Source organism: Gluconobacter sp. OJA (assembly GCF_039638325.1).
Taxonomy (GTDB): domain Bacteria; phylum Pseudomonadota; class Alphaproteobacteria; order Acetobacterales; family Acetobacteraceae; genus Gluconobacter; species Gluconobacter cerinus.
The window spans coordinates 1,503,035-1,519,830 of record NZ_JBDIWI010000001.1 but is presented as its reverse complement, the minus strand read 5'-3'; the positions used below and the strand labels follow the sequence as shown (position 1 = coordinate 1,519,830).

General features: G+C 53.0%; 8 protein-coding genes. All 8 read right to left on the bottom strand.

Translation table 11 applies throughout. The annotated features are described in order from the left end of the window. Positions 1-1,614, bottom strand: a complete 1,614-nt coding sequence (locus ABDK75_RS07155) for a carbohydrate porin (RefSeq protein ID WP_408874411.1) — start codon at positions 1,612-1,614, stop codon at positions 1-3. Between the two features lie 120 nt (positions 1,615-1,734). Next, positions 1,735-2,883: an FMN-dependent L-lactate dehydrogenase LldD gene (lldD, locus tag ABDK75_RS07150; protein WP_346005348.1), complete on the bottom strand. Its 1,149-nt coding sequence runs from the start codon at positions 2,881-2,883 to the stop codon at positions 1,735-1,737. 645 nt (positions 2,884-3,528) lie between these two features. Next, positions 3,529-4,551 (bottom strand): L-glyceraldehyde 3-phosphate reductase, encoded by a 1,023-nt coding sequence (mgrA, locus tag ABDK75_RS07145; RefSeq protein ID WP_264649695.1) that lies wholly within the window; start codon positions 4,549-4,551, stop codon positions 3,529-3,531. A gap of 197 nt (positions 4,552-4,748) precedes the next feature. Next, the gene (locus ABDK75_RS07140) at positions 4,749-5,957 is read right to left on the bottom strand and encodes a DUF1501 domain-containing protein (protein WP_346005347.1); all 1,209 of its coding nucleotides are present in this window, start codon (positions 5,955-5,957) and stop codon (positions 4,749-4,751) included. A 3-nt stretch (positions 5,958-5,960) separates the two neighbouring features. Then, positions 5,961-7,268 carry a DUF1800 domain-containing protein gene (locus ABDK75_RS07135; RefSeq protein WP_346005345.1) on the bottom strand — a complete coding sequence of 436 codons (1,308 nt, stop codon included), beginning with the start codon at positions 7,266-7,268 and terminating at the stop codon, positions 5,961-5,963. 209 nt (positions 7,269-7,477) lie between these two features. Next, the gene (locus ABDK75_RS07130; RefSeq protein ID WP_346005344.1) at positions 7,478-8,362 is read right to left on the bottom strand and encodes a transposase; all 885 of its coding nucleotides are present in this window, start codon (positions 8,360-8,362) and stop codon (positions 7,478-7,480) included. Between the two features lie 7 nt (positions 8,363-8,369). Further along, complete coding sequence (locus tag ABDK75_RS07125) at positions 8,370-8,510, bottom strand: hypothetical protein (RefSeq protein WP_346005343.1); 141 nt, start codon at positions 8,508-8,510, stop codon at positions 8,370-8,372. 338 nt (positions 8,511-8,848) lie between these two features. Continuing rightward, complete coding sequence (locus ABDK75_RS07120) at positions 8,849-16,072, bottom strand: GH36-type glycosyl hydrolase domain-containing protein (protein ID WP_346005342.1); 7,224 nt, start codon at positions 16,070-16,072, stop codon at positions 8,849-8,851. Positions 16,073-16,796 lie beyond the last annotated feature (724 nt).

Sequence of the window (16,796 nt, the reverse complement as noted above, 5' to 3'; positions counted from 1 at the left end):
CTACAGATTTCCGATAACTTTGAGGCCGATGACTGTTGCGTTCGGGATGACTGATGTCTCTCCGGGGCGCATCTGATATTCAAAAGACGGCTGAAGAAGCACACCAGGCACAACCGGAATGCCGTAATAGGCCTCCAGTGTTGCCGTATGCGTCTGGGGGTTATTCACTCCCGCTGGGAACGGCAGACCTGCATCCTGCAGGAGATGCTGCCCGAGCGTTAATCGCTTACTGATCTGATAATATGAGTACATCACGCCAAAGCGATCGAGAGGACGGAACGGGATGATGCCGAGAAGCGACGTTCCAATATAAAACTGATCAGAAAAGACAGAGACTTGCGGCGTATTGTGAATATAGCCCGCCATCAGGTAGCCTCCTGCCATCTGATGCAAACCATGGCTGCGGTAAATCATCTGGTCAGCCTCAATGTAAAATGTGTCGCGTGGCTGAGGTCTCTGCACCGCGTATCGCAAGGCCATGGAAGAGGGGACGGAGCCAATCATGTCTGCAAAGCCGCTGGTATCGTGGCCGAAGCCAAGCTTGTAATGGCCGGGTAGCTTTCGGGGTCCGATGAACGGTTCCCATGTCAATTCGATCGGCAACATCACACCCGTCTGTTTTTCGCTACCCCAAGCCCAGCCTGATGGATTGGATGTTAGGACAGAGGAAGCATAGACACCTGTTCTCAACGTAAGATCACGTGTCGGGCGCAGGCGGATCGTGCCGCCCCACGTTGCTTTCGGATAGACGCTCCATCCTTGAACCCCTTTGATGCCCACTGGAGCCGAGCACTGAATCATGAAGGTGCACAACAACAGCGACGTGCCGTAGGTGTGTGTAAGCGTAATGCGGCCGAGATTGATGTTGATGCTGTTGCGACGAAACGCTTTTTCCACATAAAAATCAGCCAGATGCGCTGCCATGTGACCGGAAAGACTGTACACTTCCGATAGCAGAATACGGCGCTCTCCAACGTGATCATAGCTGATCTGACGGCCGGCTCGTTCCATCAAAACGCCATGCAAGATCCAGCCGTCCAAACCAAGCAACTTGCCCAGATCGAAGTTGTTCACCAAAGTCAGTTCATGAGCGTAAGACATGCCTCTGCTCAGGCCGCCGCTCACGTTCGCCAAGGCCTCTCCTTTGTAAGCAAACTGGAACGTGTAGCCGCGCTTGGCGAGCCATGCCCTTGCAGGAGACAACTGCGTGACCAGATTACCGAAAGCCTGAGCCGGCACGAAATAGCCAGCTGAAAGATCACGTTCCCTTAAAGCGTCATCCCTGTGGTTGAGGAGCGCAGACAAACTCTCAGTATTGAAAAGACTTTCGAGTTGGTTAGGGTCTGCAAGGTGCTCACTGCGCTTAAGATCCACATGCGTTCTTACAGCTTTGTTCCCATTCGATTGGGGAGACGCGCTCTTGTCCGCCTGACTGCTCTTTCCTGCACGCGCCTGTTCGACAACGCCTGAGGCATCAGGAGCACTGTTCGCAGAATTAGCTGTCACCAAGACGGTCAACAGCATTACCGCTGAATACCAGATGGTTCGGAAACATTTTCTGCTTCCAGCGTCGCATAACGACGGCCTCCAGCGCTCGGAAAAAACATGCGACATCGCTATTACGTTCCATATACGAAACATATACTGTTTCTTGAAGACGCAATGAATAGATAAGCGCGCAGTCAATATGCCACGCGACATACCTAAAGACAGTATTACTGAGTAATCATAAAGTCAGTGTTCTCGCGCGAGCTTCTCTACACTGTCCGATGTAATCTCCGAGATTGAGCGCGCTCCGGTCAGGATCATCGCGACGCGCAGTTCTTTTTCTATGATATCTAGGACATTCGCGACACCACGCTCTCCCGCGGCGGCAAGTGCGTAAACGAACGCTCTACCCAGCAGAACTGAATCAGCGCCGCATGCAATCATACGCGCGATGTCTAGACCGCTGCGAATTCCTGAATCAGCAAGGATCTTCAGATCGCCTTTGACGGCATCTGCGATCGGGGGCAGGGCACGAATTGTCGAAAGAACGCCGTCAAGTTGGCGGCCACCATGGTTGGATACCACAATCCCATCTGCGCCGAATTTTACTGCGTCCTTTGCATCTTCAGGGTCTAGAATCCCCTTGATGATCATCGGTCCGTCCCAGAAATCGCGGATCCACTGCAAGTCTTTCCAACTTATCGAAGCATCGAAGTTACCAGCGAGCCAACCGATATAGTCTTCGAGGGCCGTTGGCGTGCCACGATAGGTCGAAATATTGCCCAGATCATGCGGACGTCCGCGCAGACCGACATCCCACGCCCATTGTGGATGCGTCACGGCTTGCGCATAGCGACGCCACTTGGCGAACGGCCCGGACATACCCGAATGAGCGTCGCGGTAACGTGCTCCTGGAGTAGGCATGTCCACAGTGAAGACAAGAGTGGTCACCCCCGCTGCCTTTGCACGTTCCAGAGCGTCACGCATGAAGCCGCGATCCTTGAGAACGTAAAGCTGAAACCAGATGGGCTCTCGAACTGCTGCCTGTACTTCCGCAATCGGACACACCGATACGGTGGACAGCGTAAACGGAATACCCTTGCGACTTGCTGCCCGCGCTGCCTGAACTTCGCCTCGGCGAGCATACATGCCAGTCAAGCCCACCGGGGCGAGAGCAGCTGGAAAAGCCAGCTTACGTCCAAACAATTCGATAGACGTATCCAGATCGGAGACATTGCGTAAAATACGCTGCCTTAAAGCAAGATCTGCGAGGTCGGTAGTATTTCGTCTGAGTGTATGCTCGGCATATGATCCGCCATCGATGTAATGGAACAGGAAAGGTGGAAGTTTCCGAGCGGCGGCTTTTCGATAATCTGTCGCTGCTGAAATAATCATTGCAACTCTCCTGTTGCGGCTTTTGCCATTCCGCAGCCGCTTCTTCCAAAATTCCATAAATCCGTTTTTTACGGACTGCCTAACGCATTGTCTGGAAGAAAAGACTCTTAACATCCATTCGCATAAAAACGCGCTATCCATATATTTTCGATATGCAAAATTACATCCGCATAAATAAAATGATATATTTTAATGACTTACTCGGATTATCCGGCACGGTGTTAAATCAGCGTCAAGGAGATGTGATTAACATCATTAGAATTGAGATTTTTTGGAGCCCCCAAAACGGCGCATATCAATGGTTCTGGAGCAAGAGCCGCGTGCATAATGTCAGAAAAACGAGAGCACACTGTTATCCATGTAGCTGACAATAGCCGCGGAACCGGCACACCCAATCAGGCTAGATCAGCATTTTTAAGCCGACGGAAAGTGCGTCTCATAAGATACACGGGTGTTCAAGTTGCCCCACTACATCACGTAACTGTAGAAACGACCCAGAGTTTTTTACCGAAGACGTTACAAGCCAGAGCTATCTAATCCTAGGGCAAGCAACAGGCATGTGCGAAAATCCCAGACAGGTGGCCAATAGTCATTCTCTTGGCCACCTGTGTCGCGATACCTATAAAATCAGACGATTTTCAAGCATCAGTCCGAAAGATTACGCCAGAGATCGATATTTCCTTCGCGTGCATATTGGTCGATAAGCTTGAGTTCTTCCTCTTGGAATGCTGAATTTTTCAGAGCGTCCAATGAATCATCGAGCTGCTGAACATTACGGGCACCGATAAGCGCAGACGTGACACGCGGATCGCGCAGGATCCACGCTATGGCCATCTGTGCCAAGGATTGACCGCGCTTTTGGGCAATATCATTCAGAGCGCGAACATGGGCAATGTTTTCATCGGAGAGCATTGCACGCGCAAAAGAATCACCTGCCGCCGCACGTGAGTTTTCCGGCGTACCATTCAGATACTTATTAGTCAGGAGACCTTGGGCGAGGGGAGAGAAGGCTATGCAGCCCACTCCAAGGCTCTCAAGCGTATCGAGCAGTTCAACTTCAACCCAGCGGTTTAACATTGAATATGACGGCTGATGGATGAGTAACGGCACGCCTTCAGATTTCAGAATAGCTGCTGCCTGCTTTGTTCGCTCCGGCCCATAGGACGAAATACCGACGTAAAGCGCTTTACCCTGACGATGCATCTGCACCAGAGCGCCCATCGTTTCTTCAAGAGGCACATCAGGCGTTGGACGATGTGAGTAAAAAATATCGACGTACTCAAGCCCCATTCGTTGAAGACTTTGGTCAAGCGAAGCCAACAGATATTTACGTGATCCGCCATTTCCATACGGGCCAGGCCACATATCCCAACCAGCTTTTGACGAGATGATCATTTCATCACGGTGGGCCGCAAAATCCTTTTTCAGGATCGTGCCAAAATTTTCTTCGGCAGAACCGTAAGGAGGGCCATAGTTGTTAGCCAGATCGAAGTGAGTAACCCCTCGATCAAAGGCACGCCTGATAACGGCTCTCCCCGTCTCAAAAACGTCGACACCTCCAAAATTATGCCATAGGCCGAGAGAAATTGGCGGCAGATCAAGGCCCGAACGGCCACAACGACGAAATTCTGCCGCTTCATACCGGGATGGGTTTGGTGTCCAACTCATGAGAAGTTCCTAACTTTGCTGATTGCGTACGGAATTGTGGAGGCGATGGTCAGTCAAATCGGGACAACGGCGCATGGTTCAGATGCGGCAAGACATGTCTGGCGAATAGATCACATTCGCTCTGATGAGGATATCCAGATAGAATAAACGCTTCCATCCCGAGGTCCTGGTAGGCGCGTAACTTGGCCAGTATCTGGTCAGGTGAACACTATCAGGCCTTTCTGGGCCTCAGTCTTCGGTCCCGGAAACACGGTGCCAATCGCTTGCGAAGGCAAGTGGAGATGGTCGCACAGCACACCGGCGGCTACAGCGCGCAGGTCTGTTGTCGGTGCAAGATCCCGGTTTTCAAAGAGTTGACTGGGGCGCAGGCCAGGCCATGTGCCGCCGACCTTTCCTCCCGCAACGGCACCTCCGGCAAGGAATGTGACAGTGCCGGTGCCGTGGTCCGTTCCGCCTGTTCCGTTCATGCGGACAGTTCTGCCAAACTCCGTCAGGGCAAGGACTACTGTGCGCTTCCAGCTGTCTCCAAGGCTTTGACGCAAAGCTCCGATCCCGCGATCAAGCTGGGCGAGGGGGCTTCCCAATCGTCCAAGCTGAGCGGCATGCGTGTCCCATCCTCCGATTTCCAGTGCGGCGATCCGGGGGCCATGGGGTGTGGCCAGCATTTGCCCCGCGGCGGTTGAAAGCTGCATGAAGGCATCGGGTTTGCGGGGTTTCCCGGTCTCAGAGGCATTTTTCATTCCCGTTATGGTGGCGTCCGAAAAACCCCGGGCTTTCAGGCCGTTCCTGAAAGCGGGGCCCGTAATGGGGTCGGACGCGTTCAGGGCAACGATCTGGTTGTAAAGATCCTCGTCCGGATGTTGGCTTCCTGCTGGTGCGTAGCTTCCGACCTTGGCAGACCCGCGCAGGAGAAGTGGAACCGTTAGCCCCATGGCTAGTCCATACCCATCCGGTCTGTTGGCCTTTCCCTGAAGGGCGGAAACGGCCCGGTTCAGCCAGCCGCTGCTCAGGCGGTTATCGGCACCGCTTTCCAGATAGTCCTGCGCTTCAAAGTGGGAGCGGCTGCGGTAGTGGCCTGCTACGGCATGGATAGGCAGCATCTGGCCTTCACCATAGAGGCTATGAAGCGTCTGAAGAGACGGATGCAGACCATAGAAGCCACCCAGATCAAGGAGGCCGCCCTCCTGTCCAGGTTCAGGAAGAACAAGGTCCCGGCGATGTGTTCTGAGATCGGCATCTCCGTATGGGGTGACAGCCGACAGGCCATCGAGTGCGCCCCGAAGGATAATGACCACAAAGCGTGGATCATCCGGACCGCCAGGTGAACCGGCAAACGCGAGAGAGGAACGCCCGAGTGTCCAGCTTGCAGCCAGACCCAGCAGGGCAGTGCGACGATGGATCATCATGGGTCAACGCCTCTGGAATTCGGGTGAAGAGAAAAGCAGAGCCAGTGCATCCTGACGGGAGCCGGCATGATGCATGGCGAGTTGTGTCTGTGGTCGGAGCGCCGGGCCTAGGGCGATATGGGCGATCTCCATCGGGTCTCCCGCCCGAACATGAGCCGCCATTCGCCACGCCCAGTCCGTGCGGGCCAGCATGTCCGCCGGCGCACTCCAGTCTGCCGCAGTGTCACTCCAGCCGTTGGGTAAGGGGGCCGTCCATAACGGTTGTCCCAGTGAAGCAAAGGCTGCGTAAAGCTGATGGGCGGGAGAATGTGGACCGTCTGGCTGGCTAGGTTCGCTTCCTAAAGACAGGGCTCGCATGACGGCTGTGGCATAGTCCATGGGGGAGCGGAACTTGCTGCCAGAACGGTTTGTATCGTGAAGGTCTGCCAAGGCGAGAGAAGCCTTCCGCAGGTCTCCACCACTGTCCCGAAGGACAGACGCAATATGGGTAATGACCTGCGGCGAAGGCGTGTCGGAAATGAAGTGTCCGACCATCTGGGTTGCGATATGGCGGTACGTCGCGGGATGTGTGCCGAGAAAGTGCAGGGCCTGCACGCCGCCGTCTTCACCTTCGGGGAAGGTCTGACCCATGACGGTTTTTTCACCCGGTTCATGGGCTTTTGCCCGGAACACGAAGCCGGGCCGTTCGGCCTTCATGTCGATGCTCCAGCCAGTCAGTATGGCTGCGAAGGACGTGACGTCTGTCTGGGTGTAGCCAGAGGCCGGCGAGACCGTGTGCAGTTCCAGACATTCACGGGCAAGATTTTCATTGAGTCCGTGATGGCTTTTACGCCCTGCCGGGCTGGTGGGGCCGATGGACGATGCGTTGTCCAGATACATCAGCATGGCCGGGTGACGCATCACGGCGAGGAGCATGTCCGAGAAGCGCCCGGTTACATGTGGGCGAATGGCCTCACGCATATAGGCGCCAATAACCGCTCTTGTGCCGCCCTGGCGCAGGCTGACCGTGAAGTGATTGAACCAGAACCACGCAAGCCGTTCGCGGAAAGGCTGGTCCGTCACAAGCAGGTTGTCGAGCTGGGTTGTGACTTCCGTCTGAAAAATTGGTTTGACCAGAGGGTCGCCCTGTAGCTTGGTCTTGCGTTGTTCCCGCAGGGCAATCAAGCCATCCGAACATGGCCCGACAGTCCTCAACATGGCCGCGTCAGGTGCATCGAGCTGGCGGGAAAGCCATTCCCGGAGAGGTATGTCGGAAGAGCCACTCTCTCGCTGGCCCCAGCCGAATCTGTTTATGGCACTGACAAGTCGCATGGCATCCTCGCGATGTCCGGTGGACGGGAGTGGCTGGACTTTACTCGAGACTACTTGCCATATGTGGCGAAATCAGGATGACGACTGTTGTGTCCTTTTCGACCTGGAGAGATTGAAGCACTGTTTGTTGATACAGTTGTGTCCTGGTTTCTGGAGCTGATTTTCGCTCTGCGTTTATCGCAGATCTGGAGTTTTCATTCGCAAAATTGCTACGCGCTCGCGTCGATCCGCTCCAGGAAGAGGAAGCGTCGCATATTATAGACGATATTGGCCAGTCCGATCCTCATTGTGGTCCGGGTGATGCCGATTGTTCGGATGAACAGCCCCGTCTGAGACTGCTGGTCGGCAAAAACATGCTCGACACGCGAGCGTATCACTGACTTTCCAGCATTTGATTTCTGGATGAACCGAAACTTCCGGTCGATGAAGACGTGGGATTTGTATCCAAAGAACGGGATAGCGAGATCTGTGGAGGGTATCGTTCCGTCATCCTGCCATTTTGCTTTCGTGACCTTCAGCGTCCAGCGCGCATGACGATCCTTGTGCGACAGCTTTGCCGGCTTGTCCTGCCAGTCTTCCGGAATACGTCCTGCCCAGAGAACCACTTTCTCAGTGTTGGTATTGCGCGGCTTTGGAGCAGCCACCAGTGTTGCATTCAGGATCTGGCCGGACATCGGAAGGTAACCGGCATTGCGCAGGGTCGCGTCAAATCGGTCAAACAGTCTTTCAAAGGTCCCCGTTTGGGTCAGACGCTTACGAAACAGCCAGACCGTTTTGGCATCCGGTACCCGGTCCGACAGCCCCGATCCCAGAAAGCGCATGAACGACAGACGGTCGTTGATCAGATACTCCGTCCGTTCGTCGGACAAATTGTTCAGCGTCTGGATGACCAGAATTTTGAACATTAGCACCAGATCAAACCGAGGACGTCCGCACTTGCTTCCGTCAGAATACGCCAGAGCCTTCTCAGGATCAGGGCAGAACACTTCAAAATCCACAGTCCGGGAAAACGCTTCAAGCTGATCACCAAGCCTGCTCAAGCGGGCCAAGCGCTCTTCAACATCAAAAAAAAACCGGACTGCCTCATGACCCATACCCCAATCAACGCAAGGGAAATGGAATCACAAAGGCAGCCTCAAAACCAGAGGGTTTTGCGAAACCTCCAGGTTTATTTTTATAGAAAACGGTATCATCCCCGGTGCTATTATGTGCAACCAAAGAAAATGGTTTGATCTGCTCCATATGCTTACTCGTCGCTTCAGACTTCTTCTTATTCCGGCCCGAAAAATACAAAGCTTAATTTTGTTGGATTTTCAGGTGTTTCCGGAAGAACAGGAGGATGGTCGGGCTTAGGCTCAGGAGAACCTTTTCGGGCGAATATCTTTTATTAGGATTTTCCTCTTCCCGGCGCTTATTGTGATAGACCTTCTGTCAGGACTGCATTTAGACAAAGGAAATGGCGCTCTAAATACCTCTTCCCCTTTTATGCCGATTTCAATACTCAGACTTTGTATGCTTCATTTTTATTTTCTACCACATGGATAAGATCAACATAAAATTCCACAGACCATAAAAAATATTTAATTAGATAAACCGGAATCGTTTTCTCTCCTGAGAACGATTTTTATGCTGTGTGTAAGGCTGTCATCTTTCATGTAAATCGGCTGAGTAAATGCTGTGAATTCTTCGTCGATCAGCATAAAGAGATCTCCCGCACAGACATCATCAGGGTTTTTTATCTGGATATGATATTCTGATGTTTTCCAGCGCACCCGAACTTCGTATGACGACCAGCCTGAGGGGATGCGTGGATTAAGGGACAGTCGATTTCCTTCGATCTGCACGCCCAGTAACGTCTCAACCCCGACGCGTTGCATCCAACCCGCCGACCCCGTGTACCAGGACCATCCTCCGCGGCCGACATGAGGACTGGAGGAATAAACATCCGCGACGACGACATATGGCTCAACCTTGTAGCGGTCTGCCGCATCCTGATCGCGGGAGTGGTGAATAGGATTGAGCGTTGAAAACATCTCATGCGCCGCATCGCCGTCTCCAAGAAGGGCAGTTGCCATAACTGTCCATAGAGCTGCGTGCGTATATTGGCCGCCATTTTCTCGGATACCCGGCGGATAGCCCCGAATATAACCCGGGTCAGGCTCTGAGATATCAAAGGGTGGGGTCAAAACCATGATGATTTCCCGGTTCAGATCGACAAGCTGTTCCTGAACGGCATGCATGGCCTGTTTCGCACGCTCGGGAGATCCTGCCCCTGAAATTACAGCCCAGGACTGAGCTATGGCATCAATGCGTCCCTCAGGGTTTACACGGCTGCCTAAGGGGCTGCCGTCATCAAAATAGGCACGCCGGTACCAAGATCCATCCCAAGCTGCCTCCAACGCGTCTTCAAGCTCCTTCATGATCCGCGTCCACTTCGCCACGTGCTCTGTGTCCTGTCGGGCCTGAGCGAGCGGCAGGAATGCTGCCAACGTGGCGTGCACGAACCATCCCAGCCAGACACTCTCTCCGCGTCCTGCTTCCCCCACTCGGTTCATCCCGTCATTCCAGTCCCCGGTTCCCATCAGCGGGAGACCGTGAACTCCTCTTTGCAGACTGTGATCGAGAGCAAGAACGCAGTGAGCATAGAGCGACGCTGTTCTGTCCGTTACGTCAGGCTGGAGGAAACGCTCATGCTCCCCGTCAGCCAAAACTGCTGCCTCCAGGAACGGAACTTCTTCATCCAGAAGGGTCGCGTCACCGCTGACTCGAACATAGTGTGCGACTGTGTAGGCAAGCCACGCACAATCATCAGAAATCCTTGTGCGAACTCCATTTCCTTTCTGAGGGAGCCACCAGTGTTGAACGTCTCCCTCTGGAAACTGTCGGGATGCCGCCCGCAGAAGGTGCTCCCGCACCAGTTGAGGAGCGGCCAGAACGAGCGACATTCCGTCTTGCAACTGATCTCGAAATCCATAAGCACCGCTGGCCTGATAAAAGCCTGCTCGTGCCCAGATGCGACTGGAAAGGGACTGATACAGCAGCCAGCCGTTCAGCATGATATCCATGGCGCGATCAGGCGTATGAACCTGTACGGCTCCTGTAATCGCCTCCCACCTGCGATGCACTTCATCCAGAACGGCATCCAGATTTGCATTTCTGTATCGCCGAACAATCTGACGAGCCTGGTCTGAGTTTTGACCCTGACCTAGCAGAAAGACAATTTCGGTGCTTTCTCCGGGTTCAAGCGTAATGACAGTCTGCAAGGCGGCGCACGGATCAATTCCGGCCCCAACAATACCTTCAAGCGGGCCGCCCCGGACAATGGCTTGAGGGGCAGAAAGAGTGCCATTTCGGCCCAAGAATGTGCATCTGTCGTCCGTGCTTGATGTCTGCTGACCGGACATATCCGCAAAGGCGACCCTGTCACCAAACGTCTCGCCCCACTTGTTCCTGACAAACAGCGCGCCAGTGTCGGTATCCTGCTCTGTAAATACAAAAGGGGCAGTCGTACTGCGGGACTGTCCCAGCACCCACTCGGTATAGGTCGTGACCCTCAAAGTCCGGGGGCGGGAGGACGTATTGGTCAGCTTCAATCTGGAAATTTTTACCGGATCTTCAAGCGGCACGTATTGTAGCAAGGTCGAAGCAATATCATTAGTGTGCCGATCAAACTGACTGTATCCGCGTCCATGGCGGCAAACATAAACAGCATTGTCATCTGGGCAAACGGCTGCCAGAGGAGACCAGAACTGCCGTTTTTCCTCGTCACACAGGTAGAAAGCTTCCCCAGTTGGATTCACGACCGGGTCGTTAGACCAAGGCGTCAACTGGTTTTCTTTGCTATTCTCCGACCAGGTATAACCGCTACCTTCTGCGGAGACCTGAAACCCAAAATGAGGACTGGAGATGACGTTGACCCAAGGGGCAGGGGGACGCGCTTTTCCACGGATGATGACAGCATACTCCCTCCCATCAGACGTGAAGCCTCCATATCCATTTGGCAGTTCAAGCTGAGGCAGCACGGGGGTTTCCGCTGCTCCACGGTATGGGCGGCAGGGACGTATGGCTGCCTGCAAGACTTTCGCGCCCTGCATGACTTCAATACGGGTCAATTGATGTTGCAGGTTTCCTCCCTTACCCGTCAGCACCACATAAGCCACGGAGAACAGAAGGTCTCTGACTGTTTCTGACATAAGCGTGCCGCGAAGAAGACGGACTGTACCCGGCTGCCCGGAGGACCGAACAAGGGCTTCCAGTGCGTGTTGTAGATTCTGCGCATAAGACGTCGGATGGTCGTTCAGAATAACAAAATCAAAAGCCAGACCTTTGAAATTCAGATACTCATGCGCTGTGAGAAGGGTCCGGGCGAGGTCGAAATCTTCACTTTCTGTGATGACCAACAACAGGATTGGCAAATCGCCGGAAACGCCCTGTCCCCAGAGATCTGCCTGTTTGCCAGCGCCTCGTTTTATACGGGCCGCAGACGAGCGAAGAACGGAACTTGGAAACAGAAGATAGCCGGCAAGCTTCTGAAAGAGGTCTGCCTGTACAGGCTGGATATCGAGATGGCGTAAATGAACCTGAGCATGGGTCCACGCGAGGGTCAGGGCACGATCGAGATCCGCTCCACCGTGATGACGCTCGATGCTTTGGATGAGCGTTTCGCGTGTTGACGCAACAATCGTCCAGAACGATACATGCCGAGTGGAGCGCGCGGGAATTGTGAGCTTGCACCGCGCAGCGAAAACGGGATCCAATACCGTCCCCACTGATCCAGAGAGAGGGCCCGCTTCAATAACGGCAATCGGCTCCCGCAAATCCCTGCCACGACCGATAAATCGGGCACGATCCGTCTCGATGGAAAGGTCATCGCCGCCAATGATCAGGTACGCTGCCCAGATCTCTGCATCAGACGGATTTCTTTTCCGCCGTGTGGCAACAATTGCCCTGTAAGAAGAGAGATACTCCGTCTGGACAAACATTTTTGCGAAAGCAGGATGACTGAGATCCATACCAGGCGGGCATAACGCCAGCTCGACATAAGACGTTACGTTGATCTCAACCGTTGAAGAATTGGAGTTCTGAACTGAAATACGACGAAGTTCTGCATCATCTTCGGCTGAAACCAAGACTTCCATCGTCGTCGTCAGCTTGTTGTCCTGACGCGTATATGTTGCGCGGTCTTCCCTGAATTCTACATCGTAGCTCTCAGCCTTAGCCCCAGATGGCTGGAATCCTGCGCTCCAGAAGTGATTGTCTCCAGACGCCTGAAGGTAAATATAAGTCCCCCAGTTATCGAGCGTGGGATCCTGCCTCCATCTCGTAACAGCCTGATCACCCCACTTGCTATATCCTGACGCAGCGGCCGTCAGCATCACGCTGTATCGTCCATTCGAAAGCAGATGAGTAACAGGGGCAGTCGTGTCCGCTGTCTGTAAATGGCGGCCACCAGCCTGCATCTGCACGGTCAGCGCAGGAGGGGCGAACTCTTCTTCCTTCAGAGGGGTGGTAATAGCTCCACCTGTTGGTGCGCGCTCCTGCAAAAGCAGTTCTGCCGCTCCGATAATCGGTTCTGCATGGAAACGGGTTCGCATGAGGCCTTTGAGGACGGTATCCGCTATTGCAAGAATGGACATGCCTTGGTGATGGGCCATGTAAGAGTGAATGATTGCAACGGTCTGGTTCGATTGCAGTCGCGCCTTTGTATAATCCAGCGCCTCGTAAAATCCGTAGGTTCCCTGAGCGCCTGCGGCCTGCAAGGCCCGGAAGTTTTCTGTTGCCAGACGCGCATCAACCATCGAAGCCAAAGCTGTGGCGTAAGGTGCAATAACCAGATTTTGGGCCAGTCCTCTCTTCATCGCTAGTCCGGGGACACCAAAGTCGGAATACTGATAATTATATTCCAGATCGCGCGCGTTATAGGCAGATTCCGAAATACCCCATGGCACCCCGCAGAACTGGCCATATTCAATCTGACGGTGAACAATCTGCCGACTGGTCTCTTCTAAAAGACTATCGAACGGTGCGGCCATGATCAGGGACGGCATGAGGTACTCGAACATCGACCCAGACCAGGAAACCAGAGCTTCGCCATGGGCCACCGCAGCGAGAGGCCTCCCCAGACGAAACCACTCCCAGGCAGGAATGTCGCCTTTTGCAATGGCAAAGAAGACAGCAAGCCGCGCTTCGGATGCCAAAAGGTCATAGCAGTTATCGTCGAGAGTGCCTTCATTCACGGCAAACCCGATCGAGAGCAGTTTCCGATCTGCATTTCTCAAAAAGCCAAACTCCATGTCCAAAGCCATGGTTCTTGAGATTTGTGCAATTTTACGGAGTTCATAATGGAGGGAAGGGTTATCCTCGAGATCTTTCCGTTCACTCCGCAGGCAGTTCTGTGCCGCGTGCAGCCAGAATAGGAGGTCCTCGGCACCTGTAGTTGTAGTGCCTTTGCCTGCACTTCCGGCCGTGGCACGTCTTTGTAGAAGATGCGCCAGTTCCTCTGCCTGACTGACGAGCATCTGTACTCTGTATGTAAGTGTGATCTGACTGGCGTGGCCGTCCTTCATGTCCTGAAGAAGGGCGTCCATAAGTTGTGCGAGTTCGGATGACCGAAAGATACCGTTTCCCGATGTCGCTTCCTCAAGCGCCAGATTCAGGGCGTCTCGTATACCTTCACGCCAAATGTCAGATTTTCTTCCTTTCTGAACCCACTCCTCGCAGGCCCCTGCCAGTGTCATCAAATGGCCAGCGAGATTGCCACTATCCACTGTCGAAACATAAATAGGAGAAAGCGGAGACAGATCAGATGTGCTGTACCAGTTATAAAAATGTCCTCTGAAACGCGGTAGCTGCAGCATTGTCTCAAGGGTGGCACTGAGACGGGATGTTGCGTCTGCTACCCCAATCCACCCGAAATCACATGCCGCGACAACAGACAGGAGGTAAAGTCCCATGTTGGTTGGAGAGGTGCGATGGGCAACAAGAGGGGCAGGGGATTCCTGAAAATTGTCCGGCGGAAGCATATGATCCGCAGCAGTGACGAATGTCTCAAAATACCGCCATGTCCGCCGGGCCTGCATACGCATAAAAACCGTCTCAGCCTCAGTAGCTTCAAGCCTGCGAGCAGACGCTCGGTACTGACTGGCCATCCACGCGATTGCGGGTGACAGGCACCAAGCCACAGCGAATGGTAGGATGATGAGCCACACCCAGGGACCGGCCACAACCATAACGCCCGCCGCGAGAAGACCAGTTAAAACGGCTCCACTCATCTGACGGAAATATCCCTGCATCCGCTCACGTGGAGCTTCCGCAGCCTGAGCGGCCGTAACCCACTGGAGAAGGTGTTTGCGAGTAACGAAAACACGCCCCAGTGTTCGGCTAATCGCGTCCCCCATCAGGCAGGCCTGATCGGCCAGGAACACAAAACAGAGAGCTGTGGTGAAAACCGTCCGTTTGAGGTCAATTGTCAGAAGGGAAAAATAGCTGCGAAATGTTTCTCCTCTTCTGCGCCTGATAATATCAACCAGAAGAGGCAACGCTGCTGGAACAGCAATTGTTGAAACAATGCAAAGGCTCCAGACCGCGGCATTATGGAACTCAAGAAACCAGCCGGCAAACAGGGCGCTGACTGCCATTGGCGCAGCAAGGCTGCGACGCAGATTATCCAGCATTTTCCAGCGCGCAATGCCCGTGAGAGGACGAGTTTTTATACGTATGGTTGGGAAATGGCCCATCCATGAAAAGATCCATGGAAGAAGCTGCCAATCTCCACGGACCCAACGATTAAGACGGGCAACGGACACCAAATAGTCCGTTGGATATTCCTCGATAACTTCAATATCAGTTACGAGACCGGCACGGGCAAAAACACCTTCAAAAAGATCGTGGCTCAGAAGCGTTCCATCGGGAACCCGGCCGGCTAAGGATGCTTCAAACGTATCGATTTCATAAATGCCTTTGCCTGCAAAAGACCCTTCTGCAAACATATCCTGATACAGGTCAGATACTGCAGCTGTATAAGGTTCTATCCCGTTGGGACTTGAGAACACTCTTTGAAATAGCGTGCTTTGCCGAGCTTCGGGCAATGAAGGCGTCACACGTGGCTGGAGAACCGCATATCCCTCCGTGACGCGGCCTTTTTCCGGATCAAAACGGGCATTATTGAGCGGATGGGCAATCTTCCCGACAAGACGCCTGACAACCTCATGCGGAAGACGTGTATCGGAATCTACGGTAACAATATACCGTACACCTTGAGGAATGCTCTGATCGGGCAGATCAAGAAAGCTGGTATCTGTTGCACCACGCAGAAGACGGTTTAATTCATGCAACTTACCGCGTTTTCGCTCCCATCCGATCCATTTTCCTTCACTAATGCTCCAAAGACGCCAGCGATGGAGGAGAAGAAATCTTGTGCCAGCAGAGCCCGATCCATAAGTCCGATTTAGCTTCCCGATTTCTTGGATAGCCACATCCAGAAGATCATGATCACCTTTCCGGTTCTCGGTTGGAGAGTCTGTCCAATCTGTGAGTAGGGCGAAGTAGATCTCACCATCCCGACTGGACAGGTAATGTTTCTCTAAACGATTTACCATTTCTACAATGGAAGATCGTTTTGTCAGAAGAGTAGGGACGACAACCATAGTCCGCAGCGGTGCTGTGACTCCCTCTCTGAGTTCAAGCGCGGGGAGTTCGGATACTTTGATGGCCCACATCAGAAAGCGATTTACACCGGCGACTACCGCATCAGTGGCAGGAATAAATCCCAGAACAATCAACGCAAACGCGGCGCGACCTGACAATTGACCATTCATGGCAGAAAGAAAAGCGGTCAGGACGAGTAAAGTCAGTACTGTTACAGCCAAACTGTAACCCGTTATGCCTAACCGGCGGCAACCCTGTCCGATTTGTACACGTAAGGGGGCACGGAATTTTAACTCTGCTTCGAGCCACTCCCGACCTTCTGCTAAAAGGTAGTAGCCAGGATCTGACTTGCGAAGATCAGAATTTGGTAGATCTTTTTGCATTCCTGCAAGAGAAGTGACCTTCTGAGCGATCTCACACTCTGTATAGCTGGACCCTTTCGCAAGGGCCTCAACGGCTTTGCTATATAAATTCCGGGTAGGAGGATCCATATCCGAAAAGCCCGTATGACGATAAAATATTTGACTTACGGGGCTTGTTTTCTCAACAATACCGTTCCAATCTAGAGTTGTTATCAAACGCATACTTGTAATAATATTTCTTACAGTGGCATTTAATGCACCTTGTTCCTGCAATTCTTCATGAACAATCTTTCCAAGATTTGTACCTTTTTCCTGTAATATTGCCTCCATCCATAAAGATGCAGGATCTTTCTGTGGATCATGCCCTCTCAAGCGGTGCGAAAATTGCACAATAAAAGCGGGTGATAATGTTTCAGTATTTACTTTGGTAAGCGCTTCAAGAATTTTTGTGTTATTATAATAAGCATCTGAAAACAAAGTGTTGGCAAGATTATCAGCCTGTTTTTGCGCTTGTAGATTC